Origin of the sequence: Micromonospora palythoicola (assembly GCF_036689795.1) — a bacterium.
In the GTDB taxonomy this organism is placed as follows: Bacteria; Actinomycetota; Actinomycetes; order Mycobacteriales; family Micromonosporaceae; genus Micromonospora; species Micromonospora palythoicola.
Genome location: NZ_JBAGKI010000030.1, coordinates 1 through 25,352 on the forward strand (window position 1 = coordinate 1; position 25,352 = coordinate 25,352).

Consider the following 25,352-nt stretch of genomic DNA (forward strand, 5'->3'; position numbering starts at 1 on the left):
CACCTGAACGGTTCATGGAAACAGCCACTAGACCGACAACCCGCTGACGCCGGTCACCGGCGGCTGCCACACCGGCCGCCGCGGTTCATCGCGTAGCCGGCACCAACCTGGTCCAGACCCGCTGGCCACCCCGGCGACGAGCCGGGAGCCCGGCTCGTGCCGGCCCAAACCCAACCCGCACGGTCTTCAACCGCACCGGGTCAAGTGCCCTCCACGACCCGGCGCCCGGGACAGGACAACCGGGCGGAAATCAGATACCCACACCACACCACCGCCACCACTGGCCACTTCCCCCACCCCATGGTGCAGCCCCCGACCCGCCAAGCCGTGAACCCAGGTCAACGTCCACCGACCACACCCGCAGCGACAGGCGCCAAGAAGATCCACACCGATGGCCACAGTGGACGGAACCCGACGATCCGCCGACGGACACCTCCACCATGATCCAGACCAGGCGACACGCGAACGCACTGGTCGGCACGCACGAGCACAAACCGACACTCAGACGGCACGCGAACTTTGGAGCACCAACGGAGCACCAAGCTCCCACATGCTGGAAGATCGCGGCACATGCCGGGAAAGAGTCAAGGCCGCAACCAACGTTTCCGATGGTCACGGCCTTGATCGCGTGGCGCGCCCGAAGGGACTCGAACCCCTAACCTTCTGATCCGTAGTCCGAACCCGTCAGATGCTTCCTATGCTGCGTACCAGCAGCTTCAGGCGTGCCGCTGAATGCTGATGCGTGCTGAGACGCACGGTTTGAGTATCTGCTGGTCATGGTGTTGCAGCACGTATGGACCGAGAGCCTGCCGCGAAGTAACTCACCATGCGTTGCGTTCTTTGCTGGTCCTGGTCGGAACGTGCTGGCCAAGCGCTGAACATCCGAGCACCGACGGAGCACCATCACAACCGGTAACCCTTAGCGACCAGCCGTAGCAGGACGATGACCGCTACGAGCCGGAACCGTGACGACCACGGCGTCGCCCTGGCGGGTAGAGAGGTCAGCGGATCACCCCGGTGGACCTGGCCGCCGGGGCTCGCCAGCGCTCGGAACCTGCGGAGGGAGGTGGAACGCGGCATGACCTGCTCGATGAAGCCCTGTGAGCCGCTTCGATGTCAGCGAATTTCCACTCTTCTCCTATCGGATCAGTATGTTATTCTCCTGGCATGACCGCTCGCATGACTGGCCCGGCCGGCGCCGCAGCTGCTGGGATGCTTGTCGTTCGGCGGCATGTCGACTTCCAGCGCACCCACAGCGCTCTCTGTCGCTAGGCGAGGCCTCTCCGGGTGGCGCGCATCGGAGCAGAGCTATAAACGGTTGATCATCGCCCGCTTCTTACGCCCATGCTGGAGTCCACGATGACAGTTGTGCCTGATGTTCTGCGCCTGCCGAGTCAGCGGGCGAATCTACCCGAGCGCGAGCTCCATCTGACGATCACGGTCCACCTCCGGCTTGATGCTGCTGCCCCTGACGAAAAGGACCTGTTGCGGCAGTTGGTGGAACGACTGTCGGCGGTGAGCGCTACCGGCCGGCCGGACTGGTTCGGCCATGTCCGTCCCGACGTCCCGGATGGTCCGGATGTGGTTCGTATCGATCCTGATGCCCGAACCGTTGCCCGAGGTGGCGTTCCGGTCGAGCTGTGCCGGCGGGAGTACGACCTGTTGCTGTTCTTCGCCGAGCATCCCGGCCGGGTGTTCACCCGCACTCAAATCCTGGACGTAGTGTGGAACCAGCCATTCACGGGGCCTCGCACCGTCGATGTCCACATTCGGCGGCTGCGACACAAGCTCGGTGTCCAACCGCCGTTGATCACCACGGTGCATGGTGTGGGTTACCGGCTCGCGGCCGATGCGCCCGTCGTGTTGGTGCGCGCCCTGTACCACGGTTTTGATGGCGCGAAGGTTTCCGTCGCGCCCACCGGTCCGCTCTCGGGTCACCTGCGGCGGAGGGCGGCATGAGCACGGCTGTGTCTCGCGGGGGGTTCGTCTCGCTCGGTACGAGTGGCGACCCGCTGGCCGTTGCCCGCTGGTACGCCGCTCGTCGCGCCGACTGGCCGCAGGTGCGGTTCGACCGGCGTCGGCGCTGGTACCAGCGCCTCGCCGCGGGGTCGGAGACTGAGGTGTGGCTGTTGAGCTGGTTGCCAGGGCAGGACACCGATCTGCACGATCATGGCGGCTCGGCAGGGGCGTTCCTGGTGGTTGCGGGAACGTTGACCGAACGCACCCCGGTGCTCGACCGAGATGGCGGGGCGTGGGGGCTGCGTCAGGGCCGGATCGGTGCCGACCAGGGTCGGGCCTTCGGCGCCCGCCACATCCACCAGGTCATCAACATGGAGGCCCAACCAGCGGTGAGCCTGCACGTCTACCGTCCCGCGCTGCGGGAGATGACCCGCTACCACCTCACGAACAACCGGCTCGTCGTGACCGCCTTGGACCGGGCCGGGGTGGACTGGTGAAGCGCGACATTCTCCCGCCGGCCGGATCCCGAGGAATCGACGAGATCCTCGCAGCGGCCCGTAGTCGGCTGCGCCGGCTGTCCCCCATCGACGCTCACGCGGCGCAGCGGGCCGGCGCCGTGATTGTCGACATCCGGCCCGCCGCGCAGCGGTCCACGCACGGGGAGATCCCTGGCGCCGTGGTGATCGAACGCAACGTACTCGAGTGGCGTCTGGACCCGCGCAGTGACGCCCGGCTCGGCTTCGCCGACGGGTACGACCTTGCCGTGGTGGTGGTCTGCCAGGAGGGCTACACCTCGTCGCTGGCCGCCGCGGCGCTGCATGACCTGGGCCTGCAGCGGGCGACCGACGTGGTAGGTGGCTTCGCCGCGTGGCAGGCCGGCGGCCTTCCGGTGGAAGCCGGTTCGCCGGGCCGGTCCGATCCGGCAGCGGCCCAGGGCACCGCCGAATAACGTCCACTGGCCTCGGCAGACCGGGCGGCCTGCCGAGGCCGGCTTTCCCGAGAAGAGAGACTGTCCCCCGGCCGGGGTCTGTCAGTGGGAGGCCGCAAGGCTCGGCGACACCGACGAGCGGTGATCGGGGCTTGTGGCGATGGTGGTGGGACTGTTCGGCGCGACCGTCAGGTGAACCAGAGCGTTGTCGTGGAGGCCGAGGGCGAGGAACTCGTTGCGGGTGAGGGTCACGGTGACGACCTGGCCGGTGGCGGTGGTGACCTCGACGCGGATCTCGAAGCCGACGCGGGTGATTCGGGTGACTCGTCCGGGCGCCGCTGCCGGCTGCCCGTCGCCGGTGTGGATCTGCAGGTCGTGTGGCCGGACGAGGTGGTCGCCGAGTTGGGTGACGGGGCCGAGGAAGCGCATGACGAAGTCGTTGGCCGGGCGGTCGTACAGCTCGTCCGGCGGCCCGATCTGTTCCACCCGGCCCTCGTTGATGACGACGATCTCGTCGGAGACTTCGAGTGCCTCTTCCTGGTCGTGGGTGACGAAGACGGTGGTGACGTGTACCTCGTCGTGCAGGCGGCGCAGCCAGTCACGGAGTTCCTTGCGGACCTTGGCGTCGAGGGCGCCGAAGGGTTCGTCGAGCAGCAGCACGGTCGGTTCGACGGCGAGCGCGCGGGCCAGGGCCATGCGTTGGCGTTGGCCGCCGGACAGTTGTGACGGTAGCCGGTCGGCGAACTGTTCCAGGTGGACCAAGGCGAGCAGTTCGTCGACGCGCGTGCGGATCTCAGCCTTGGGGCGCTTGCGGATCTCCAGACCGAAGGCCACGTTGCGGCGTACGGACAGGTGCTTGAAGGCCGCGTAGTGCTGGAACACGAAGCCGACGTTGCGTTTCTGGGGTGGGAGGCTTGTCGCGTCCACGCCGTCGATCTCGACTCGTCCGGTGTCGGCGCGTTCCAGTCCGGCGATGATGCGCAGCAGCGTGGACTTTCCTCCGCCGGAGGGGCCGAGCAGGGCCGTGAGCTGGCCGGCAGGGATGCTCACCGACACGTTGTCGAGCGCGACGAACCCTCCGAAACGCTTGCCGACGTTGGCGATTTCGATACTCAACGGTCTTCCTTCGGCCTGAGGGCGGATACGACGATGATGCTGGCCACGGCGACGAGAGCGAGGAGGAAGGCGGTGGCGTAGGCTCCGCCCTTGTCGAAGTTCAGGTACTTCTCCTCGACCACGAGCGTGGCGGTGCGGGTCTGGCCGAGCACATTGCCGGAGACGACCTTGACCGCCCCGAACTCGCCCAGCGACCGGGCGAGGCTCAACACGACCCCGTAGATCACGCCCCATTTGATCGAGGGCAGGGTGATCCGGCGGAACGTCTGCAGCGCGTTGGCGCCCAGGCTGCGGGCTGCCTGCTCCTGGTCGTCGCCGAGTTCTTCCAGCACCGGCACGACTTCCCGGATGACCAGGGGCAGCGCCACGAAGACGGTGGCCAGCACCATGCCGGGCACCGCGAAGATGATCTGCAGTCCGGTTGATTCGAGTGTCGGACCGAACCAGCCTTCCCGGCCGCCGTAGACAAGTACCAGGGCGAGCCCGACGACGATGGGTGAGACCGACAGCGGCATGTCGAGCATGGCGTTGAGCAGCCGCTTTCCGGGAAACTGGTAGCGCACGAGCAGGATCGAGATGCCGACGCCGAACACCGTGTTGATCACGACCGCGACCACCGCGATGACGACGGTGAGCCGCAGCGCGTGGGTCACGTCGGGGTCGGTGAGGATCGCGGTGAGGTCCACGAATCCGTCGGCGAAGGCGTTGCGGCCGACGAGGTACAGGGGCCAGGCCACGAGGAGGAACAGGTAGGTCGTGACCACGAGCCGCAGCAGGTAGCGGCCGGGTTTTGGACTGCCGGTTCGCGTGCGGGTCGTGGTGGAGTGGTCAGCCACGGCGCACCATCCTGCGTTGGATGAGGTCGAGCACGACGATGACGGCGAACGAGATCGCTAGTAGCACGACCGCGACCGCCGCCGCGCTGTCGGGGTTGTCGTTCTCGATGCTGCTGAGGATGCGTACGGAGGCCACCTCGGTGCGCATCGGCAGGTTGCCGGAGAGCAGGACCAGCGAGCCGTACTCGCTGACCCCCCGGGCAAACGACAGCGCCGCGCCGGCAGCGATGGCCGGGGTGAGACCCGGAAGGATGATTCGCCGGAACGTGGTGAGTCGGCTGGCGCCCAGTGATGCCGCCGCCTCCTCGGCCTCCGGGTCGAGTTCGGCCAGGACCGGCTGCACGGTACGCACGATGAACGGCAGGGTGACGAACAGGAAGGCGAGGAACACCGCGGCGCGGGTGTTGGCGACGTTGACCCCCAGGGGGCTGTCCGGCCCGTACAGCGACAGGAGTACCAGCCCGGCGACGATCGTCGGCAGCGCGAACGGAACGTCGATGAGAATCTCCAGCACCCGCTTGCCGGCGAACCGGTCCCGCACCAGCACCCAGGCGATCAGGGTGCCCATGACGATGTTGACCAGGGTGACGAGTGCCGCGGTGCCCACGGTGAGGCGGATCGCGGCGGCGGTCTGCTCGTTGGTCACCGTCTGCCACAGGCCAGCCCAGCCACCCTGGGACGCGGTCACCACCACGGCGGCCAGCGGTATGAGCACGAGCAGGCTGAACCAGAGCATCGCCACGCCCAGGCCCAGGCCGGAGACAGGAGTCAGCGGCAGGCCGCCCCGGGCGGGCCGGCGAGTGACCGCCGGCCCGTCCGGAGCGAGTACGGCCGAGGTCACTGGGCCTTCCCGGAGGCCGCGATGATCTTCGACACGATGCCGTCGTTCTCGTCAAAGAACTTCTTCGACAGCGCGGACCAGCTCTCGAAATCCTTCTCCACTGTCAGCAGGTTCTGCGGGGCCGGGAACGGGTTGTTCGGGTCCAGGGCGCCCTCGACGCCGCTGGTGTCGACGCCGTCGATGATCGGGCGGAACCCCTTCAGCGCGAACTGGCGCTGGCCCTGCGTGCCCAGAACGAAGTCCAGCCACTCCTTCGCCTTCGGGTCCGCGTCCTTGAGCACCGCGCCGGGGTTTTCGATCCGAATGGTGGTCGCCGGCAGCACCCAGTCGAGGTCCTCGCCGTTCTGACGGGCCAGGATCGTCTCGTTCTCGTAGGCGAGCAGGACGTCGCCGGTGCCACCGAGGAACGCGGTGGTGGCGTCCCGGCCGCTGTTGGGCAACGCCACCACGTTCGCGAAGAGCTTGCTGACGTACTCCTCGGCCTGGGCTTCGGTTCCGCCGTTGGCGGTGATGTGCCCCCAGGCGGCGAGGGCGTTCCAGCGGGCGGAGCCCGAGGAGGCCGGGTTCGGCGTGACGATCCCGATCCCCGGCTTGACCAGGTCGTCCCAGCCCTGGATGTTCTTCGGGTTCCCCTTTCGCACCGCCAGCACGACCACCGACGAGGACACGATGCCCTTGTTCGGGCCGTCGTCCCAACTCTCGTCGACCAGCCCCTCATCGACCAGCCGGGTCACGTCGCTGGCCACCGAGAAGTGGACGTAGTCGGCCTTCAAGCCGGCCACCACCGCACGGCTCTGGTCACCCGAAGCGCCGTAGGATGTCTTGAATCCCACGCCTTCGCCCGCGTCGGTCTTGGTCCACTCGGCCGCGATCGCCTTGTTCGCCGCCTCGGGTACCGCGAACCCGACGACGTTGAGTGTCGTGCGGTCTCCGGCCGCCTGCCCACTTCCGCACGCCGAAAGCGCCAGACCGGCGACGAGAACGAGCGCGGTGGTGAGCCGATATCTGTTTCTCACGGGGTTTCCATCCTCCTTCGCCGCGCGGGAGCGCGGTGCGTCGTGGCAGGTGACATCTGCTGTTCTGCGTCGTCCGCAAACCCTCCACGCAGCAGGTCGGCGAGGCTGGCCCGGTCGACGACCTCCTCGACGGCCCGGTGGACCGACCGCCACACCTCGCTGAGCCCGCTGGCGACGCCCTGGTACGACGTTGCGGCGACGGGCAACCCACGGACCGCGGTGATCGCCCCGACGGTGGCCCGCAGCACGTCGCCGACCCTGATCTCCTCAGGCGAACGGGTCAGCCGGTAGCCGCCGTCGGTGCCGCGGAGGCTGTCCACCAGGTCGGCCCGCCGCAGGTCGAGCAGGATGCCGCTCAGGAACGGATGCGGAATGTCCTGGCTCGACGCCAGCGCGGCACCCTTCACCAACTCCGGGTGCCGCGACGCCAGCACGAGCATCGCCCGCAAGGCGTAGTCGGTGCGCGCCGAGACGTACAGGACCCACTCCCCGCTCTCCGATGTTTCCTACTTGAGATATAGGAATAGTGGACTAAGGTGGTCTCGTCAAGACCCGTCCCGCCACTCACCGGGCAACGCCCCGCCGTGTGGGCGACTCCCCACCGGACAAGTGGCTTGAGGCTGGTGCGCCCCACCCAGGAGGCCGTCGCATGCACGCCACCGCCGGACCGCCGCTGACCGAGCAGGACGCCGAGGCGTACCTGGCCCGGCACGCCTTCCACACCGGCGCCCCCCGGCTCGTCGGACTGCGCGTCGAGTGGCTGCTGCGTGACCCGACCGACCCAGGGCGCGCCGTGCCGGCGCCACGGGTGGAGTCGGCGCTCGCCGCGCACGGCGCACCTCGGCACGGGCGGCACGAGGTCGCCCCTTCCGGTGCAATCACAGTGATCAGCCCGCCATACCGCGACCTGGGCGAGTGTGTTCGCCGTACCGCCGAAGACCTGGCCGCGATACGCGCGGGACTCGCCAGCGGCGGCCTGGCTCCCCTGCCCCGCGCGGTCGACCCACGCGGCGCGACGACGGCCGCTGCGGCGCTGCGGGTACGCCTCGACGTCGGCCACGCCGGGTCCGGCCCGCTCGGGTTTCGCCGCCGTTGGGCCCTCGCCCACGCCGTCGGTCCGGTATTGCTGGCCGCGTTCGCCAACTCGCCGACGACCGCAGGCGGCGGGTGGCGCTCCATCCGGCAGGCCATGCTGCTACGACTTGACCCCCGCCGCGCCGCGCCACCGCCCGGCGGCGATCCCCGCGAGTCCTGGTCCCGCTACGCGCTGGACGCCCCGGTGGCCCCTCTCGCCGGTCCCGGCACGGTTCCGGTCGAGCTGACCTTCCGGCAGTGGCTCCGTGCCGGCCATCCGCGTCGGCCAACTCTCGACGACCTCAACCGACACCTGGATACGCTGCTGCCCCCGGTACGCCCACGTGGCCAGCTGGAACTCGCGATGATCGACGGACAGCCGGCCGACGGCTGGCCCGTGCCGCTCGCCGTGACCGCCGGACTCTTCGCCGACGCCCAGGCCGGCGACGAGGCGCTGACCGCCACCGAGCGGCTGCACGCCCTTCATGAGCCCTACCAGCGCGGGCCGTGGGCCCGCGCCGCCCGGCACGGCCTGCGAGACCCCCACCTCGCCGCCGCGGCGCTGGACTGCTTCCACATCGCGTACGCGGCCCTGGCCCGCACCGGTGCCCCGCCAGCGGTACGCGGCGCGGTCGCCGATTTCATCGAACGCTACGTCGCCCGCCACCGCTGCCCCGCCGACGACACCATCGCCACGCTGACCGGCGGCGGCACCACGGCGCCCACCTGACCACCAGCAGATCCGGTCAGCAGGTGTTCCCCGGACAGCGACGGTCCGCGAGGTGGCGCCTAGAGCGCCCAAACCACCTGATCAGTAGGCAGGCGCGGCAGCCGGTCACGCCACGCGTCCGGGCCGGGCCGGCCGATGTTGAGCAGCAGCAGCACCTCGTGACGGCCGTCCGGGAAGAACTCCTGCCCGACTGCTGCGGCGTCGAAGCCGGCCATCGGGCCGGCGGCCAGCCCCGCCGCGCGGACGCCGACGAGGAGGTAGCCGATCTGCAGGGCGGCGTTGAACCGGGCCTGCGCCGCCCGCTGGTTCCGGTCGGTCAGCCAGTCCTTCGCCTGCGGCCGGTGCGGGAACAGCTCCGGTAGCCGCTCGTGGAAGTCGATGTCGGCGGCGAGCACCGCGGTCAGCGGAGCGCCCTGGGTCTTGGCGCGGTTGCCGCTGGACACGTGCGGCAACAGCCGGGCGCGTGCCTGCGGAGAGCGCAGCAGCAACACCCGCAGAGGTTGGCCGTTGAGCGCGGTCGGCCCGTACCGGACGAGGTCGTGGATCGCGGCGACCTGAGCGTCGGTGACCGGCTCGTTGGTGAACGTGTTCGCGGTGCGGGCCGCCCGGAACAGCAGGTCCTGGGCGGCCCGGTCGAGCGCGAGCAGGTCGGCGGCGACGACGCTCACGCGGGCACCGTCGGCTCGGCCGTCGTGTACGCGCCGCGGTGGTAGACCAGCGGGTCCCCGTCCGCGCCCGGGCCGAGCGCGAGGGGTTCGGCGATCACGACGGTGTGGTCGCCGGCCGGCACGCGGTGCACGACGCGGCAGAGCATCAGGGCCAGCACCCCATCCAGCAGCGGCACCCCGAACGGACCGGGCGACCAGTCCGGGTACGCGGCGAACCGGTCGATGCCGCTGGTGGCGAAGACCCGGGCCGCGTCGCGTTGACCGGCGCCGAGCAGGTGCACGGCGACATGGTCGGCACGGGCCAGCACCGGCCAGCTCGACGAGGCGTGGCCGAGGCAGAACGAGACCAGCGGGGGGTCCAGCGACACCGACGTGAACGAGGTGGCGGTGAAGCCGGCGCGAACCGGCTCACCGACGCCGCCCAGGCACGCCGGGCCCTTGGTGCCCGGCACCACGGCGGTGACCACGGTCACCGTGGCGGCCTGCCGGCGCAGCACCGCCCGGAACAGATCCCGGTCCACCGGCCGCAGGTCGGTGGGCGCGTACGTCCGGAGTCGGTCGACGGTGGTCACGCCGGCACCAGGGCCGGCGCGGCGTACGAGCTGACCGGGCGGGGCAGCCCGTAGTGCTCGCGCAGCGTGCGGCCGGTGTACTCGTGCCGGAACAGCCCCCGGGCCCGCAGCAGCGGCACCACATGGTCGACGAAGTCCGCCAGCCCCGAGGGCAGCAGCGGCGGCATGACGTTGAAGCCGTCGGCCGCGCCGGAGGTGAACCACAGCTCGATCTGGTCGGCGACCTGCTCGGGGGTGCCGGCCACCACCCGGTGACCCCGGCCGCCGCCGAGCCGGCCGATGAGCTGCCGGATGGTGAGCCGCTCCCGGCGTGCCAGGTCGACGACGAGCTGGTAGCGGCTCTGGTGTGACTGCACGGCGGTGACGTCGGGCAGCTCGGGCAGGGGGCCGTCCAGCGGCAGGCCGGTGAGGTCGAGGCCGGTCATGCCGGAGAGCTGGGCCAGAGCGTGCTCCGGGACGATCAGCGCCTCCAGTTCGTCGGCGAGCGCCCGTGCCTCGGCCTCGGTGCCACCGAGCACCGGGGCGATGCCGGGCAGCACCTTCACCAGTTCCGGGTCGCGGCCGGCGGCGGCGGTGGCCTGCTTGAGGGCGGCGTAGAACCGCTGCCCGTCGGCGAGGGTCTGCTGGGCGGTGAAGACGGCCTCGGCGTACCGGGCGGCGAAGGCGGTGCCGTCGGCCGACGAGCCGGCCTGCACCAGCAGCGGCCGGCCCTGCGGTGGGCGCGGGGTGTTCAGTGGGCCGTGCACCCGGAACCGCTCGCCGGTGTGGTTGATCTCGTGCACCCGGTCGGAGTCGGCGAAGATCCCGGCGGCGGTGTCCAGGACCAGGGCGTCGTCCTCCCAGCTGTCCCAGAGCTTGATCGCCACGTCGACGAACTCGGCGGCCCGGCGGTACCGCTCGGCGTGCGCGGGATGGTCGTCGAGGCTGAAGTTGCGGGCCTCGCGGGCCTGGGCCGAGGTGACGATGTTCCATCCCGCCCGGCCGCCGCTGAGGTGGTCCAGCGAGGCGAACTTGCGGGCCAGGTTGAACGGTTCGTTGTAGGTGGTGGACGCGGTGGCGATCAGACCGATGTGCTCGGTGGCCGTGGCCAGCGCGGCGAGCAGGGTCAACGGTTCGAAGACTGCCTGGATGTTGTGCCGCACGGCCGGCCCGACGGCGAGGCCGTCGGCGAGGAACACCGAGTCGAGGGTGCCGCGCTCGGCGGTGCGGGCCAGCTCGACGAAGTGCCGCACGTCGGCGACCCGGTGCGGGTCGGTGCGCGGGTGCCGCCAGGCGGCCTCGTGGTGGCCGACGCCCATCAGGAACGCGTTCAGGTGCAGGGTACGGGACACGGCAGGTCCTTTCAGGAGGCGGAGACGTCGACGCGCCAGGTGGAGAAGCGGCGTTCGACGGCGACGAGGAGCTGGTTGACCACCAGGCCGATCGCGGAGATCGTGATGATCCCGGCGTACATGTCGGGGATCGCAAAGTTGTACTGCGCGTAGTTGATGAGGTAGCCGAGGCCGGCCTTCGCGCCGACCATCTCGGCCGCGACGAGCACGAGGATCGAGTACGCCCCGGCCAGCCGCACGCCGGTGAAGATCGTCGGCACCGCGGCCGGCAGGATCACCTTCTGGAACAGCCGCAGGTGGTTCAGGCCCATCGAGCGGGCCGAGCGGATCAGCAGCGGGTCGACGCCCTTCACCCCGGCGATGGTGTTGAGCAGGATGGGCCAGGAGCAGGCGTACAGCACCAGGGCGATCTTGGAGGTCTCGCCGAGGCCGAGGATGAGGACGAAGACGGGCAGCAGGGCCAGGGCGGCGGTGTTGCGGAACACCTCCAGCAGCGGGCTGAGCAACTCGGCGAGGGGCCGGTACCAGCCGATCAGCAGCCCGAGCGGGATCGCGGTGAGCACGGCCAGGCCCAACCCGGTCAGCGATCGGGTGAGGCTGGCGCCCACGTGCTCGGCGAGTTGTCCGCTGCGCAGCAGCGCCGTCCACCCGACCAGCACCTCCGACAGCGGCGGCAGGAAGACCCGGTCGACCACGCCCAGCCGGGGCGCGGCCTCCCAGACCAGGGCCAGCGTGAGCAGCGCGGCGGTGCGGTGCAGCACCCGCCCGCCGAGGCCGAACAGCCGCCGGGGCAGCCGGGGCGCGGCGTCGGTGGCCGCCATGGGTGTCGTGGCGGCGGTGGCCGCCAGTCGGGGTCGTTCGGCGATGTCAACCAACGCGGGCCTCCTCGTGACGGGCCGCCGCCGGCGCCGCGCGGTCCGCGTCGGCGTCGCGCACGGCAGGGGTACGACCACCGTCGGATCCGGTGCCGGCGATGCGGCCGGCTGCCGAGCCGCCGGGCCGAGCCCACCGGCGGGGACGACCGGGCGCGGGAGCGGCAGCGGGTGGTCGCTCGGCGGACTGGGCGGCGCGCACCTCGTCGCGCAGCAGCGTCCAGATCTGGTGCCGGTGATGGCGGAACGCGTCGGTGGAGCGGACGTCCTCCACCGCCCGGTCGCCCAGGTCGATGTCGATGACCTGCTTGATCCGGCCGGGCCGGGAGGTCATCACCGCGACCCGTTGGCCGAGGTGGACGGCCTCGTCGATACCGTGGGTGATGAACACGATGGTCTTGCCGGTGGCCTGCCAGATCCGCACCAACTCGTCCTGCAGCGAGTCGCGGGTCTGCGCATCCAACGCGGCGAACGGCTCGTCCATGAGCAGGATGTCCGGGTCGTACGCGAGGCTGCGGGCGATCGCCACCCGCTGCTTCATCCCGCCGGACAGCTCGTGCGGGTGCCGGTCGGCGAAGCCGGAGAGCCCCACCAGCTCCAGGTGGTACGCGACCAGGTCGGCGCGCTCGGCACGGGGCACGCCCTTCGCCTCCAGCCCGAACGCGACGTTACCGGCGGCGGTGCGCCAGGGCAGCAGCGCGTACTGCTGAAAGACGATTCCCCGGTCCAGACCGGGCCCGACGACCGGCTCACCGTCGACGAGCACCTGCCCACCGCTGGGCTTCGACAGCCCGCCGAGCAGGTCGAGCAGAGTGGACTTGCCGCAGCCGCTGGGGCCGACGACGACCAGGAACTCGCCGTCGCGTACACCCAGGGTCACCCGGTCCAGCGCGGTGACCGCGCCGGCCTGCGAACGCCGCGTGACGCGGACCGGGAAGATCTTCGACACCCGATCAAAGAGGACCTTGTCGGTGCTCACCCGGCACCACCCCCGGTGGCGAACGGGTTGAACTGGTTGGTGTAGATGTCGCCGGGCTTCGGCTTGTCGCCCTTGAGCTCGCCCTCGGCGGCGAGCCAGTCGATCCAGGTGCCGAACTCCTGGTCGCTGATCACGCCGCCGGTGCCGGCGACGCCGCTGCTCTTCCAATACCTCACCAGCGACGTGTCCTCGTTGCGGCCCCGCTTGGCGATGATCGACTCCATCCGGCCGACCACCGTCTCCCGGGGCTGGTTGCGCGCCCATTCGATGGCCTTGGCAACTCCCGCGACGAACGCCCGGACGGTGTCCGGGTTCTTCCGGATGAAGTCGTCACGGAAGACGTACGTGCCGCCGCTGAACGCGCCGAGCAACTCGTAGTCGGTGAAGATGGTGCGGATGCCGCCGCTGGCGACGGCCTTGTCCCGGATCACGCCGCCGAGCACGGCCACGTCGATCTGCTTCTGCCGAAGCGACTGCTCGGTGCTGACCGGTGGCAGCGCGACCAACTCGACCTGTCTGATCTCGGCCGGGGTGAGCCCGCCGCGCGCGAGCCACGTCTTGAGTACCGCCTCGGCGTGCGCGCCGAGGGTGTTCATGCCGACCTTCCGGCCGATCAGGTCGCGCGGGCCGCGGACCGGACTGTCGTCGAGCACGTAGTAGCCCTGGAAGGTCTGGGCGTCGGAGCCGTAGTAGCTGACCACCGCGGTGATCGGAGCGTTCGCGGCGGCAAGCTTGACGATCGCGCCGTTGAACGCCCCACCGAAGTCGCTCTGGCCGGTCGCGGTCGCCTGGATGTCAGCGGGGCCGCCGGTGACGTTGCCGATCCAGTCGAGTTCGACATCGCCGGGATAGCCGAGGTCGGCGGCGAGCTCGGGCAGCGTGACCTGCCCGACGGAACCCTGGTAGCGCAGCTTTCTGGCCTGGTCGGAACTGGCCTCGGCGCCCCCACCGCAGCCGGTGACGGCGGCGAGGGCGAGCGCACTCGCGGCGGCGGTGAGCGTACGCAGGACGGCACGACGGGATGAGGACATGGCGGATCTCCTGGGTCTGTCCACGGTGGGTGGCGAGGCACCCGGGCAGGTGTGTGGGCAGGCCGCTCCGCGGTGAGCGGACAAGCCGTGAGTGTGTGGCACCGGCACCGGACGTGTTTCCGGTGCGGTGGTGGAAGCAGCGGCTACGGTGTCGCCGGTCAGTTACGGCGGCCGGCCGGCTGCGGTGGTTAGGTCGAGGTCAGCTCAACAGAGCGCGCTCGCGTGCCGGACCAGGTCGACGTGCACGCGAGCGGTGAGGAGAAGCTCATCCCGCCGCGACATGCACTCATGTTGACGGCGGATCCTGCAGCCGGTCAACGGTCTTCCGGAAGCGTTCACTGTCCCGAAACACCCACCTGAAAAGTAGGGTTTGTGGGAAGCGGTCTCGGTCGGTGCGAGGGCAGTCCGGGGAGCACCGCTGCCGGCCTCGCCAGTCGGACCCGCAGCGCGACCGGAAATCGGTTCACGTCGTTCGCTGGGGTGGACCCGGAGGGTCGGGTGGCCGTCTGGACGCGTGCTGCCGATGTCATGGCCAGCGAGGAGTAGGACGCCCCGGTCCTCACTGATGACCGCTGCTACGCAACGCTACGGAGCGACAGAGGGCAGCACCGCCAGAGAAGGCTAGATCCGCCGCCCTGCCGCCCGAGCGACGGCTCACCCCCAGACAGCACGCACCGATGGTCGGAAGGCACAGCTAGTGAGTATCGGCGGACAGCCCCGTACCAGCAGGCCGACCGACGTCGATGGAGAGGATGACCTCTACGAGAAGGGTGCCGTCATGGGGACGTCAGGTGTGATCTTCAAACGGTGCGGATGCCGCAACGACAGCGGCCGGCGGCTGGAACAGCACTGCCCGAATCTGGGCGATCGTACTCACGGCACCTGGCACTTCCACTGCTCGGCCCGCAACGTCCTCGGCCGATCCGAACGCGTCCGCCGAGGCGGCTTCCCGTCGCAGGCGGCGGCCCGCCGGGCGCGGGATGAGTGGCTGGCCGCGACCCAGGCGCAGCGCACCGCCGGCGGCTGGACCGTGCAGCGGTGGCTGCGGCACTGGCTGGAGCAGCACACCCGGATCCGGCCGACCACCCGCCTGCACTACACCCGCGACGTCGAACGCGTCCTGATCCCCCACCTCGGCCCGTACCGGCTCGCCGACCTCGACGCCCGACTGCTGCGCACCGTCTTCGACCAGATCGCCCAGACCACCAACACCAAAGGACTGCCCCAGTCCGCGTCGGCGATGCAGCACCTGCGCACCACCCTGCGCGCCGCGCTCAACCTCGCCGTCAAACACGGCCTGATCGACGGCAACCCCGCCCGGCACATCACCGTCGCCGGCTACCGCAAACCCCACGCCCAAGTCTGGACCGACGACCGCGTCCACGCCTGGCACACCACCGGCGAGCACCCCACCGTCGCGGTGTGGACCGCCCCGCAGCTCGGCGCGTTCCTCGACACCGTCACCGACGACCCACTGTTCGCGTTCTGGTGGCTAACCGCCCTCCGCGGCCTACGCCGCGGCGAGATGTGCGGACTGCGGTGGACCGAGATCGACCTCGACCGCGGCGTCCTCTACGTCGAACGCAACCGCACCACCGCCGGCTACCAGGTCATCGAAGGCGACCCCAAAACCGCCGCCGGACGCCGCCCAGTCGCCCTCGACAAACGCACTATCCAAGTGCTGCGCGACCACCGACAACGCCAACGAGACCAGCAATCCCGCCGCCAAGCGGCCGGGAAGACATGGGTCGACTCCGGGTACGTGTTCGTCCGCAAGGACGGCAGTCCCCTGCACCCCGGCTACGCCAGCGGCCGGTTTCGGCTTTTGGTCAAACGCGCTGGCATCCCGCCGGTGCGGCTGCACGACCTGCGCCACGGCGCCGCGTCCCTCGCCCACGAAGCCGGCGCCGACCTCAAGACCCTGCAGGACATGCTCGGACACTCCAGCATCGTCGTCACCGCCGACACCTACACCAGCGTCCTCCCCCACGCCCAACGCCGCTGCGCCGACGCCACCGCCCACCTCGTCCTCGCCGCCGCCCACCGCACCCGCGCGAAGATCCGCAAGAACGGCCGCCGCAACCGACCCCAGCCGCGACCGGCGGCACATACTCCGGCCCGCAGGGCACCCGCCAAGGCAAAGAAGCCGCAGGTAACCAACCCCCGACGGAGTCCATCGTCACGGAACGTGATGACACCCGAGTGGCACCCACGTGACACCCACCGTCCGAACAGGCCGGACAGCAGAAAGGGCCCGAACCGCGTTCCCGCAGCCCGGACCCCTTATGATCTTGCGCGCCCGAAGGGACTCGAACCCCTAACCTTCTGATCCGTAGTCAGATCCCGGGGCTCAGACTCCTCCTGATAACACTCTATCCCAAACCCGGTCCGGCCACAACTCCCCTAGTCCGGCCACGTCCGGCTAGGTTCTGGCTGGTCCAGGCACTGCGTGCGGTCGAAATCCACGGCCGTCAACCAATTAAGAGGGCTCGTGATAGCCGTGAAATCCGGTTGCGTCCCGGTCCGTCCGTGCCAGTTTCCCGACGTCCGAGCAGCCACCGAGCAGCCACGGATCGCCACTCACGCCGCAGCGCGATGGCCGCTACAGCTCCCGGACCCATCTTGCCGATCCGGATCGCGGTTCTCCAACCGGTGCCATCCCGCCAATGCTCGTTGGTGCCGTGTTGCTCGACGAAGATCGCCGAGGTGTAGCTGCGGAGCAAGGGCCGCAGCTACACCTCCACGAACGGCTTGCGATCGATTATTGCAGCGCGGATCTTGGTGCGGAGCCACTGTGCCACGTTGCCGTCGCGCTCGAGCAGCAAGACGAGTTCGCGTAGGACCGCGAGGACGATCACGCGCTGCGCCAATGCGCGTCCGCACTCTTCGATCGCGGGCTCGGTGAACCCGGAGGCCGAGATGAGGATGCCGCCGACGCCGGCGCGGCCGTAGATCCGCACGAGGTGGCGGGATACCGGGTCCATGCCGAGCTTGTCGGCGTGCCACTTCATCTCGACGAGGTACTGCACGCCGTCTAGTTCCACCACGCCGTCGATTTGTTCGACGGCAGTGCCGTCGGCGGCGCGCAGCACAAACGAGTCGCGCACGAGAATGCCGTCGAGCGCGAAGGTCTCGTTGAGGATGGCTTCGAGGGCCAGGCCGCGGCGGTGGCTGTCGGACATGCCGAACAGTTGAGCGAGCCTGCGCTGGAGGTCTTGCCCTGCGGCGCGGCGTTGCGCTACGCGTGCTGCTTCCGCTCGTGCCGCGGCGAGGCGCTGCTCGCGCTCGGCGTCGCGCTCTTGGCGAATCCTGACGAAGGTGTCCTTGACCTCTACCAGGCTGCGGAGTTCAGCCACCAGGCCCTTGGCCTTGAGCTGGTCGTCGGGCCAGCAGGTGTAGAGGTCCTCGAATTCCACCACTCGGCGGATGATCTGTCGACGTGCGGCGAGGCCGCTGTCGCCGTGTTCGTTGACGCGCGTCAGCACCTGCCGAACGATCTCGTACTTGTTGATGGAGTTGCGGTCTCCTGCGATGCGCTTGCGCAGGTCCTCAAGGTCACGTTCTGCGACGCCGGCACCGCGAAAGAAGTCCAGTACGTCCAGCTTGCTGCGGCACAGGAGTGGAATGACGTCCTTCAGGACGGCGAATACCTCCGGGGGAAAGTGGTAGGGGGTTGCATTCATCAGAACTTCTCAGCTCCTGTACTGGCAGCGTACGTGCGGCCGGCCTGAAATCGATGCCTGCGAGATTCCTGATGCCGTCGCTCCTACTGCGGCGGGTGAGCGTGCTGCGCATGTCGCGCCTTGCGGGCGGCTCGGCGGCTCTGTATTGCTAGCGGCGGCCAAGCGCGTCGTGTGGGCAGGGCGAAGGCCCTGTCCACCTGGTCATGTGTTCCCACTGGAGGCGTCCCGGGGACTCCTAGTCCTCTGGTCCGCCGGAGTCCTCCGGCGCCTCAGAGCCTCGGGTTTGGGTTCCCAGGACATATTCCTCGGCCAGTTGGGCAAGGTGCAGAGGCATGGGCAGGGTGGTGCCGTCGTCGTACTGGAGGTTGGCCCAGCGGAGTTGGTGTGCGATGCCCACCCACGCCCGCGGGTCGTCGCCCGGCTGGATGGCAGCGACCGTCATCTCGACCATGCGCGCATTCCAGACCTCTGCCGCAGGTGCCGGCGGGATGGTGACCTCCTTCGCTTCCTCACCGTCCCTGGGACGCGGGGTGAAGGTGTAGCTGTCTGCCTTGGAAAGGCCGTGCAAGGTCTGCCCGGCCTGAGCCGGCTTGTCCGCCGTGCTAGCGAACACGCGATCGCCGTGCATGCGCCACAGGCCGCCGGACAAGCCCCAGTCGTTCTTCTCCTCTGTCCCAACACCCCATACATCTGGCACCTCGAGGTTGTCGCAGGCGTCGCGGACGCGGACGTGCCGCAGTCCCGTGCCAGCGACGGCCTGGTCGTCGAGGTGGTCGAAGACCAGCTTCCCGTTGCCGATGAAGGGCCAGTCTGGCCGGAGGTTGCCGGTGTCGGTCAGCAGCAAGGTGTCCCGGCGCAGAGCGGTCACGTCGCGGAGGCGGTCGGCGATGAAGTTGCGAACGAAGTAGTCGTTTTCGGGTGTGCGGGCTTCGACGTCGAACCGCCCGTCGCGTGCAAGGCGGGTGAGGCCTTCGTGGTAGTCCATCCAGTCGTCGAAGTAGGGTGAGATCAACTGGGGGCGCTGCTCGCCGGTGGAGTCGAGATAGACCATGACGGGTACGCGGCGTCCGACGGAGCGGCGGCGGGTCTTGTTGGTGCGTACGACCCAGATCGCCAGGTAGTAGATGCGATCGGGTAGCGGCATGTTCCGGATCTTGACCTGCGGCGGGACGAGTTGGACGCCCAGCTGGCGCAGCAGGTCGTGCCACACCCTGGTGATGCGCTCTCGGTCCGCCTTCTCTCCGGTTGGTGGGTAGGCGAACTGGGTAACGCGGCCGGTGTTGGAGTGTGCCAGGCGAAAGGCGGGCTTGACGTCCCCGATTGGGCGCTGCTTGAAGTAGTCGCGGTGGTTGACCTCGATGATGCTGGCGACTATCGGGCTGGCTGCGGGGGGCAGAGTGCCTTGGATGTCGGTCGCCCTGGCTAGTAACGCGGAGGTGATGGTGTGCGCCGTGGCCTGCCTGGGGATGTCGATCTTGTCCGCGTGATCGCCTCGGACGGCGTGCGCGGTCATTCGCAGGGTCCCGGCGCCGACCTGCCAAGAGGGGCCGCTGGCAGTGGTGGTGGCCGGTCCGAGGTCGCGGGTGATCGCGGCCTCTACGAGTTGGGGCAGCGTCGAGTCCTGCCAGTGGTGGACTTCGATCGTGACGGTGGGCTCGGCTCGGGTGCGGTCGACCAGCTTTGCCAGCCCGGCTCGTACGAGGGGTGCGAACTTGCCGGGCAGCGCGTCGAGCGCGGTTGTGGGGTCGGTTCCGGATTCCTTGGCGGCGGCGCGGATCTGCTTCTTCTGCTGGGCCGCAGCCCGTTCGTGGGCGTTCTTGACGATCTTGGGGGAGGTCGCGAACGCGCGGAGCCCGAAGACACGGGTAAACGGCTCGTCAGGGCGGACCCATTGCTGGAGGACGCCGCTGGTCCAGTCGAACAGTTCGCGTCGTTCTCGTACTGACAGGCCGGGCTCCACGGCGTGTTTGCCGAGTTCGTTGCGGAAGACGATGGCGATGCCGTCGTCGCGGGTGGATTTGTTCAGGTGTGCGCGGGGGTTGCCGGCCAGGTCGGCGGGGTCGGGTAGTTCGGGCCGCAAGGCGAGGTGGTCGAGTACGGCGTGCAGACGGTCGGACCAGTCGGTTCCCCGGTGGGGGCGCCAGCGGATGCCGATGCAGCGGAAGGCGCGGGAGCGGCCGGTCTTGTCCAGTAGCGGGTGGGACCGGACGAGGTACACGCTGGTGTTGCTGGTGGACGGCAGCTTCGGCTGCGTGTAGACCCACCGGCGGACGCCGAAGTTGGCGTAGACGACGGGGTCGGGCCGCCCGGGGACGGTCTGGACCTGGAGCGTCGCCTTGTAGGAGAAGGGCAACTCCTCGCTGGTCGGCGGCCACGACACGGCCTCGGCGCCGCGGTCGCACACAGACCGCCGGAATTCGATCGGTTCGCCCTGCCCGTGCGGCCATGCCGTGTCTGGCGCTGTCAGTTCCCCGACGAGGACGTGGGGAAGCAGGGTGAACAGCGCGTTGTGCGGCTGGGCGGTCCCGTTGAGCCCGGACTTGGCGGCTTCCTCGGCGAAGTTGATCGTCCGCGGCTCCCAGGTGAAATCCTTCCAGCCTGGAGCGCCGGGCTGTACGGCGGCAAGGGCTTCGCGGAGCAGTCGGTGGTCTTCGGCCGTCTGGCCTGTCTGTCGCCCGAGGGTGTGGATCCACGCGCGAAGGATGCGGGCGATGCCATCCGTGGGGATGGGCGAGGTCGCGTACAGCCAGTCCTCGCCGTTCCAGTCGGTGTTGGTCACCGCCGGCCGGATCATGTCGGGTGCGAGCAGTGCGATCGCGTCGTTCAGCGCCCGGATCGGCACTTGCCGGTACCTGTCCGGGTTGCGCTGCTTGCTGGAACGGAATAGGTCGAGCAGCGGTTTGCGCCAGGCCGCCGGGTAGCGCAGGGCGTGATAAGGGAACGGCTGGATGGCATCGAGGTTGAGGTGGAAGCCGGTTGACCGGAGCCGGTTGTAGGTCACAGCGGTGCGCCTTCCAGTGCGGACAGAGCCTGGTGAAGCGGCTCGTAGAGCAGTTTCACCAGGTGGGCGTCGGGGTCGGGGGACGGGTTGTCGAAGTAGGGGGCCAGGACGGAGCGCATGCCGGCGATGAGGCTGATGTCGGTGTCGTCCTGGTCGCTGCGCAGGCCCATGAGGCGGGGGGCGAACTTGGCGTCGCAGAAATACACCTCGGCCGGGCATCCGCCGCGGACGAGCCGGCCGATCACCTGCCAGATTCCGACCAGCTGGCTCCAGGTCATCGCGTCCTTGTCGCCGCCGGTGAGCGCGCCGTAAGCCAGGGGCCGCCGCAGCCAGGTGCGCCACAGTCCCTGCGCCTGGTGGCGGAAAGCGCGGGCGCAGCGGGCCAGGTCGGTGCGCTGAGCTGCCGGAACAGCGCGAAGGCCGCTGCGGATTTCGCTGATGGCCCAGGCGTTCATGGTTTGGGTGACGTAGTCCAGATCGTCGGGGCGCGGGTGCGGCCGGACGAAGAAGAAGGCGGCGCCGATGGCGGCGCGGTGGTCGTCAGTGAGGATGTTGTGGCCGCGTTCCATCGCCAGCAGGGGTGCGACGAGCACGCTGGCGCCGGTCGCGAAGAGGGTTTCCACCTCGCCGCGGGGCAGCGCGGTGGCGCCCGCGGGGGCGAGCCAGTCGGCGCCGAAGTTGCGGTCGTCCGGGACGAGGTAGCGCACCCGGTCCCTGAACGTCTCGTTGGTGTGGGCGATCATGTCGGCCACGGTTCTCGCCTCGTCGTAGTTGCCTACGAGGATCAGCGCCCGTCGCCGGGTCGGGTCGGCGATGCGTTCGAAGGCCGACTCAAGGCGGCTGGCGCCCAGCCGCGGGGCGACCAGGGCTCGGGCCATGCCCTGCAGGCTGCGGCGGCGTGCCTCCCGGTCGGAGATCCCTGAGACGATGTAGGGCTGGTCGGGCTTGTCCGGGGGGTAGAGGGGGAGGGTGTAGAACCGGCTTCGCTTGATGGCTTCGACTTCTTTGGTTGGTGCGCGCAGGACCACGTTGACGGGGTGGTCGATGTGGTAGCGGGGCGAGTTCTTGGCCCAGCTGGTTCCCGACAGCAGCAGGACGTTGGGCCCGCGGACTCCGTCGGCGTGGAAGAGGGTGTGCAGTCCGAGCAGGGCGAAGCGGCCCACCCCGGCGTACCGGAAGAAGGACAACTGCCCGCCCGGTTCGTCGCCGTCCTCGGACCGCGGACGTGACCCGTCCTCGGTCCGGTACCGGAAACCGAGCACGTTGCCCATCGGCGAGTCGGGAATGACGGGTGTGAAGTCCTGCGGCGGCCGGTGGAACATCAGCGGGCTGACGCCACGCAGGTCCAGCCGGCCCTCCACGGTGCGCCAGCGTTCGATGACCGCGTCCAACTGGTCGGCCAGCACGGTGGTGACCACGAGCAGTTCCAGCCGCAGGGCGTTTCGCGCCTCGGTGTCCTCGGGCATGCCGTTGCTGCGCTTGCTCTTGCGCTTGTTGGGCGTGTCGTTCTCGGTGGCCTGCTTCATCGGCACCCGCCTGACCCAGTCGCGCAGCGCCGCGTGCCGGGCGGATTCGTCGGGCAGGTGCAGCGTCTTCACGAGTTCCACCAGTGCCGAGGATGCCGGTGTCTCCGTGGTGCGGGGTCGTCGGCCGAGCGGGTCGTCGAGGAAGCGGTCGAATGCCTCCCGCAGTGCCTCGGGCTGCGCCGAGCCGAGCAGCGACGGTTGGTGGTTCTCGTCGTGCTCGAGCAGGATCGGGCCCCATTCCTCGGCGAGTTTGCTGGCCAGCGTCCAGCCGGTGAAGTAGTCCTCGCCCATCCAGGCGCGCAGGTAGCGGCCTGATCTGCCGGTGAGCAGGTTGTACAGCAGGTTCGTGGCGATGCGCACGAGGTTGAGGCTGGCGATCCACGCCAGCACGGCGCTGTCCTGCAGCTGCGCGAGCTGGCTTCGCCCGAGTTCCCGGTCGACCTGCACCCACAGGTCCGTCAGCCACGACTCATTCGCACCGATGAGCGTCTGGGAGGGACTGAACATCGAGTCCAGCTGCGCCTGCACCTGGTCGGCCTCGTCGACGACGACCAGATCTGTCGTCCGCCATGCCGCCTCGAGGTAGCGCATGCCTTCCGGGTTTAGCTCCCGGGGAACGCGCGTCTGGATGAGGCTTGCCGTCGTCGCTATCCACAGCCTGGCCGTGACGAGGGCACGGGAGGCGTCGTGGCGCTGGCAGCCGCCCCACAGCGGGCAGCCGCGCACACCCTCGCGCTTGCCTTCGCCGTCGTGTTCGTCGGGAGGACGGCGAAGGCTGCGGCATGGGGCTTGTTCGATCGGCCACGGCAGGGCGCTGTCGGTCCGCAGCCCGTCCAGCGCGCATGCCGTGCTGACCCACCGGTAGCCGGAGTGCTCCGGGTACAGCGGGAGGGCGCCGGTCCTGGCGTCAAGGCGGTGGATTCGCTCGACGTGGGCGCGCCGGTTCGACTCGCCGAGCACCGGGGCCGCGTGCACGGCTCCGGTCAGCCGGTTGAACAGGTCGACCATGCGCAGCACCGCCGTCACATCGCCCAGCACGACAGTGACCCGCAGCTTCTTGGTAACCGTCAGGTGCCAGGCCAGGACCGCGACGAGGGTGGTCTTTCCGACGCTGAGCATGCCTGCCATGTGCAGCAGGCCGTCGACGGTGAACCGGTCGCGTTCGGCGAAGCTGTCGTCGGCCTGCCGGATCTCGAAGATGACCCTGCCGATGCGGGTCTCCCAGTCGTCGTCGTGCTGGCCCGGTGCCGTCCGCGCTTCGGCCTCGTCCATCTGCCGTGCTGCGGCGAGGAGTTGAGCGCGGGTGACGGTAACGCTCCCGCGACCTTCGCGCAGCGTCAGGTCATGGCCCTGCGCCGGATCGGCCAGCGGCAGCCAGCGGGGAATCCGCACGCTGCCGCGGTGCCGGTCGGCGACGAGCACGTACTCCCCGTGGCCGGCGGGGGCGACTCGAGCACGCTCGTGCTCGGGCGCCTGTGCCAGGGCTGCGGCGTAGTCGGTCCACCGGCGGGTGACCTTGGTGACCTCGCGGGGCCGGAACGATCCGTCCGCGGCGATCGCGAAGCCTCGCAGGTCCGGTGGCACCTTGGCGTACAGAGCGAGGACCCGCGCGAAGTCGTACGGACTCTTGACGCCCGTCAGCCGGAAACGCGCGATCGCCACCGACCGCAGGTGCTCGTCGCTGGGCTGGATGCCGCACGCCTGGGCCACCGGATACCCGTTGAGCAGGCTCCACCCCGCGTCGGCCGTCGCACGCGGCGCAATTCGCTTCAAGAGCACCAGTGCCAACTCGACCTCGGTGATCGCCTCGGCCAACCTCTCCTCGTCGTCGCCGCCGAGCGCCGACCGCAGGTCGGCTACGAGATCGGTGCGCCAACTCGTCCGCGCCCTCACCTGCCCTCACCCCGCAACGCCGGCAGGTCCTCCCGCAGGAACGTTTTCTCCGTCCGCACCACGACCCCGCCCTCCGCCAGCCCAGGAGCCAGGCTGCTCACCAACTGCACGTATCCGTGACGGCCACGGGTGCGCTCCCGGTCCACCACGACGAAGAATCTGTCAGCCCAATCCGGTACCTGCGGAGGGCGGCGCCGCAACCGCCTGGCCAGCAGTGCCGGGTTGCGCCACGACTTAACGTCCACCGCCCACCAGCGTCCCGGCCTGCCGGGCACCGGGATCCGGATGTCGCAGACGTCGAACTCGGGGTATGCCTCGGGCTGGTACCCCTTCTGGGCGAGCCAGTGCAGCAGCCGGGACTCCGCCCGGCCCGGCCCGGTCACGAACGCCTTCAACCCGCGGCCGACCGTCCACACCTCCGAGCCGACAGGCAGCTCGCGGCCGGCGCGGTAGCGGAGCCGGGCGCAGTCGTCCTCGACGCACCGCCAGCCGTGCGGCGTCGGCACGCTCAGGTTCCGGCATCGCCCGCACATCTGGAAGACGCCGCCCGCCGCCAGGTGCGCGCCGGGCCTCTCGTATGCCTGCTGAATGAACTGCGCCAACGGAGCCAGGTCCGGCTCGCTGCGGACATCGAGGAACTCATCCCCGTCCAGCACCGGTTTGTCGATCAACAACTGGCGGAACCCGACGTACGCCCGCTGGTCCCGCATCTCACGGCACCAGTGCAAGACCTCCAGCACCACCCGACGCTCGGCCAGCTCAGCCTCGACATCGTCGACATCCAGCGCCCACTCCTCGCACAAGCGAGTCGGCACGCCGCTGGATAACAACACGTCGCCCTCGCCCACCAGGTCGTCCGGCAGTCGCAATGGCCACTCCGAGAACGGCTGGTGTGCCAGCCGCAGCAACTCAGCCACGCCCGTCGGCGGCTCCAGTCCACGAACCTGGCACAGCACCGTTAGCCGATTCACTGCACGCTGCAGCGCAGCCGGATACGGGACTCGTACCGCCCCGTCGGCTCGTACCCTCTCCGCCAGACGGGCCAAGCCGCTGGCAACAAGGTGGACGATCTCCTCATCCCAGTTAGCGACCGGATCATGGCCAAGCACCATCGAAGTCACGCGACGCACCGTACAGCCGAATTTTGTCTGCAACTACGATTTGCAGACAGACGCAGCTCCTTCGGCGTGTCGTGACCCGCCATGCTCGGCTGTGGACCTGGGGCGACCGACCCACTCTCCCGCGCTTGCCGCCTGGAAATGGAACGGCGGGAGATCCCTAAGCAGCAGCGGCCCA

The 25,352-nt window shown here is 69.5% G+C and carries 20 protein-coding genes; 5 read left to right on the forward strand and 15 right to left on the reverse strand.

The features are described from left to right. Positions 1 to 1,368: 1,368 nt before the first annotated feature. Genes V5O40_RS15480 through V5O40_RS15490 form a run of 3 tightly spaced genes read left to right on the forward strand, consistent with a single transcriptional unit; the run spans position 1,369 to position 2,908 of the window. A complete protein-coding gene (locus V5O40_RS15480; RefSeq protein WP_332906082.1) occupies positions 1,369 to 1,959 on the forward strand; it encodes a winged helix-turn-helix domain-containing protein in 591 nt (196 codons plus the stop codon). Further along, positions 1,956 to 2,456, forward strand: a complete 501-nt coding sequence (locus V5O40_RS15485; protein ID WP_332906083.1) for a cysteine dioxygenase — start codon at positions 1,956 to 1,958, stop codon at positions 2,454 to 2,456. Before V5O40_RS15480 ends, V5O40_RS15485 begins: the two co-directional genes overlap by 4 nt. Continuing rightward, positions 2,453 to 2,908 carry a rhodanese-like domain-containing protein gene (locus V5O40_RS15490; protein ID WP_408631886.1) on the forward strand — a complete coding sequence of 152 codons (456 nt, stop codon included), beginning with the start codon at positions 2,453 to 2,455 and terminating at the stop codon, positions 2,906 to 2,908. Before V5O40_RS15485 ends, V5O40_RS15490 begins: the two co-directional genes overlap by 4 nt. Before the next feature lie 81 nt (positions 2,909 to 2,989). Here the strand turns inward: V5O40_RS15490 and V5O40_RS15495 are convergent, their stop codons facing one another. Genes V5O40_RS15495 through V5O40_RS15515 form a run of 5 tightly spaced genes read right to left on the reverse strand, consistent with a single transcriptional unit; the run spans position 2,990 to position 7,175 of the window. Next, a complete protein-coding gene (locus tag V5O40_RS15495; protein WP_332906084.1) occupies positions 2,990 to 4,003 on the reverse strand; it encodes a sulfate/molybdate ABC transporter ATP-binding protein in 1,014 nt (337 codons plus the stop codon). Beyond that, positions 4,000 to 4,839 (reverse strand): sulfate ABC transporter permease, encoded by an 840-nt coding sequence (locus tag V5O40_RS15500; RefSeq protein WP_210934883.1) that lies wholly within the window; start codon positions 4,837 to 4,839, stop codon positions 4,000 to 4,002. The genes V5O40_RS15495 and V5O40_RS15500 overlap by 4 nt, the downstream gene beginning before the upstream one ends. Further along, the gene (gene cysT / locus V5O40_RS15505; RefSeq protein ID WP_332906085.1) at positions 4,832 to 5,680 is read right to left on the reverse strand and encodes a sulfate ABC transporter permease subunit CysT; all 849 of its coding nucleotides are present in this window, start codon (positions 5,678 to 5,680) and stop codon (positions 4,832 to 4,834) included. Before cysT ends, V5O40_RS15500 begins: the two co-directional genes overlap by 8 nt. Then, positions 5,677 to 6,696, reverse strand: coding sequence for a sulfate ABC transporter substrate-binding protein (locus V5O40_RS15510; RefSeq protein WP_332906086.1), 1,020 nt, complete (start codon positions 6,694 to 6,696; stop codon positions 5,677 to 5,679). Before V5O40_RS15510 ends, cysT begins: the two co-directional genes overlap by 4 nt. Then, a complete protein-coding gene (locus tag V5O40_RS15515; RefSeq protein WP_332906139.1) occupies positions 6,693 to 7,175 on the reverse strand; it encodes an RrF2 family transcriptional regulator in 483 nt (160 codons plus the stop codon). The genes V5O40_RS15510 and V5O40_RS15515 overlap by 4 nt, the downstream gene beginning before the upstream one ends. Positions 7,176 to 7,345: 170 nt before the next feature. Here V5O40_RS15515 and V5O40_RS15520 point away from each other — a divergent pair, with 170 nt between their 5' ends. Beyond that, on the forward strand, positions 7,346 to 8,500 hold the full coding sequence (locus V5O40_RS15520) for a glutamate-cysteine ligase family protein (protein WP_332906087.1): 1,155 nt from the start codon (positions 7,346 to 7,348) through the stop codon (positions 8,498 to 8,500). A gap of 59 nt (positions 8,501 to 8,559) precedes the next feature. Here V5O40_RS15520 and V5O40_RS15525 read toward each other — a convergent pair whose 3' ends face one another. From V5O40_RS15525 to V5O40_RS15550, 6 genes are read right to left on the reverse strand one after another with little or no spacing between them, the layout of a single operon-like run. Beyond that, a complete protein-coding gene (locus V5O40_RS15525) occupies positions 8,560 to 9,168 on the reverse strand; it encodes a malonic semialdehyde reductase (RefSeq protein ID WP_332906088.1) in 609 nt (202 codons plus the stop codon). Continuing rightward, positions 9,165 to 9,740, reverse strand: coding sequence for a flavin reductase family protein (locus tag V5O40_RS15530; protein ID WP_332906089.1), 576 nt, complete (start codon positions 9,738 to 9,740; stop codon positions 9,165 to 9,167). Before V5O40_RS15530 ends, V5O40_RS15525 begins: the two co-directional genes overlap by 4 nt. Beyond that, positions 9,737 to 11,071 (reverse strand): LLM class flavin-dependent oxidoreductase, encoded by a 1,335-nt coding sequence (locus tag V5O40_RS15535; protein ID WP_332906090.1) that lies wholly within the window; start codon positions 11,069 to 11,071, stop codon positions 9,737 to 9,739. Before V5O40_RS15535 ends, V5O40_RS15530 begins: the two co-directional genes overlap by 4 nt. An 11-nt stretch (positions 11,072 to 11,082) precedes the next feature. Beyond that, a complete protein-coding gene (locus V5O40_RS15540) occupies positions 11,083 to 11,946 on the reverse strand; it encodes an ABC transporter permease (protein ID WP_332906091.1) in 864 nt (287 codons plus the stop codon). Further along, positions 11,939 to 12,922, reverse strand: coding sequence for an ABC transporter ATP-binding protein (locus V5O40_RS15545; RefSeq protein WP_332906092.1), 984 nt, complete (start codon positions 12,920 to 12,922; stop codon positions 11,939 to 11,941). Before V5O40_RS15545 ends, V5O40_RS15540 begins: the two co-directional genes overlap by 8 nt. Continuing rightward, positions 12,919 to 13,953: an ABC transporter substrate-binding protein gene (locus V5O40_RS15550; protein WP_332906094.1), complete on the reverse strand. Its 1,035-nt coding sequence runs from the start codon at positions 13,951 to 13,953 to the stop codon at positions 12,919 to 12,921. Before V5O40_RS15550 ends, V5O40_RS15545 begins: the two co-directional genes overlap by 4 nt. 859 nt (positions 13,954 to 14,812) lie before the next feature. Here V5O40_RS15550 and V5O40_RS15555 point away from each other — a divergent pair. Further along, positions 14,813 to 16,282 carry a tyrosine-type recombinase/integrase gene (locus tag V5O40_RS15555; RefSeq protein ID WP_408631887.1) on the forward strand — a complete coding sequence of 490 codons (1,470 nt, stop codon included), beginning with the start codon at positions 14,813 to 14,815 and terminating at the stop codon, positions 16,280 to 16,282. Between the two features lie 403 nt (positions 16,283 to 16,685). On the opposite strand, the gene V5O40_RS15560 is transcribed toward V5O40_RS15555, so the two are convergent. The 4 genes from V5O40_RS15560 to V5O40_RS15575 form a co-directional block, all read right to left on the reverse strand. Beyond that, positions 16,686 to 17,636 (reverse strand): restriction endonuclease, encoded by a 951-nt coding sequence (locus tag V5O40_RS15560; protein ID WP_332906096.1) that lies wholly within the window; start codon positions 17,634 to 17,636, stop codon positions 16,686 to 16,688. Between the two features lie 235 nt (positions 17,637 to 17,871). Then, positions 17,872 to 20,637, reverse strand: coding sequence for a pPIWI_RE module domain-containing protein (locus tag V5O40_RS15565; protein ID WP_332906097.1), 2,766 nt, complete (start codon positions 20,635 to 20,637; stop codon positions 17,872 to 17,874). Then, positions 20,634 to 24,056 (reverse strand): pPIWI_RE_Z domain-containing protein, encoded by a 3,423-nt coding sequence (locus tag V5O40_RS15570; RefSeq protein WP_332906099.1) that lies wholly within the window; start codon positions 24,054 to 24,056, stop codon positions 20,634 to 20,636. Before V5O40_RS15570 ends, V5O40_RS15565 begins: the two co-directional genes overlap by 4 nt. Further along, positions 24,053 to 25,168 carry a pPIWI_RE_Y domain-containing protein gene (locus V5O40_RS15575; RefSeq protein ID WP_332906140.1) on the reverse strand — a complete coding sequence of 372 codons (1,116 nt, stop codon included), beginning with the start codon at positions 25,166 to 25,168 and terminating at the stop codon, positions 24,053 to 24,055. Before V5O40_RS15575 ends, V5O40_RS15570 begins: the two co-directional genes overlap by 4 nt. Between the last annotated feature and the right edge of the window lie 184 nt (positions 25,169 to 25,352).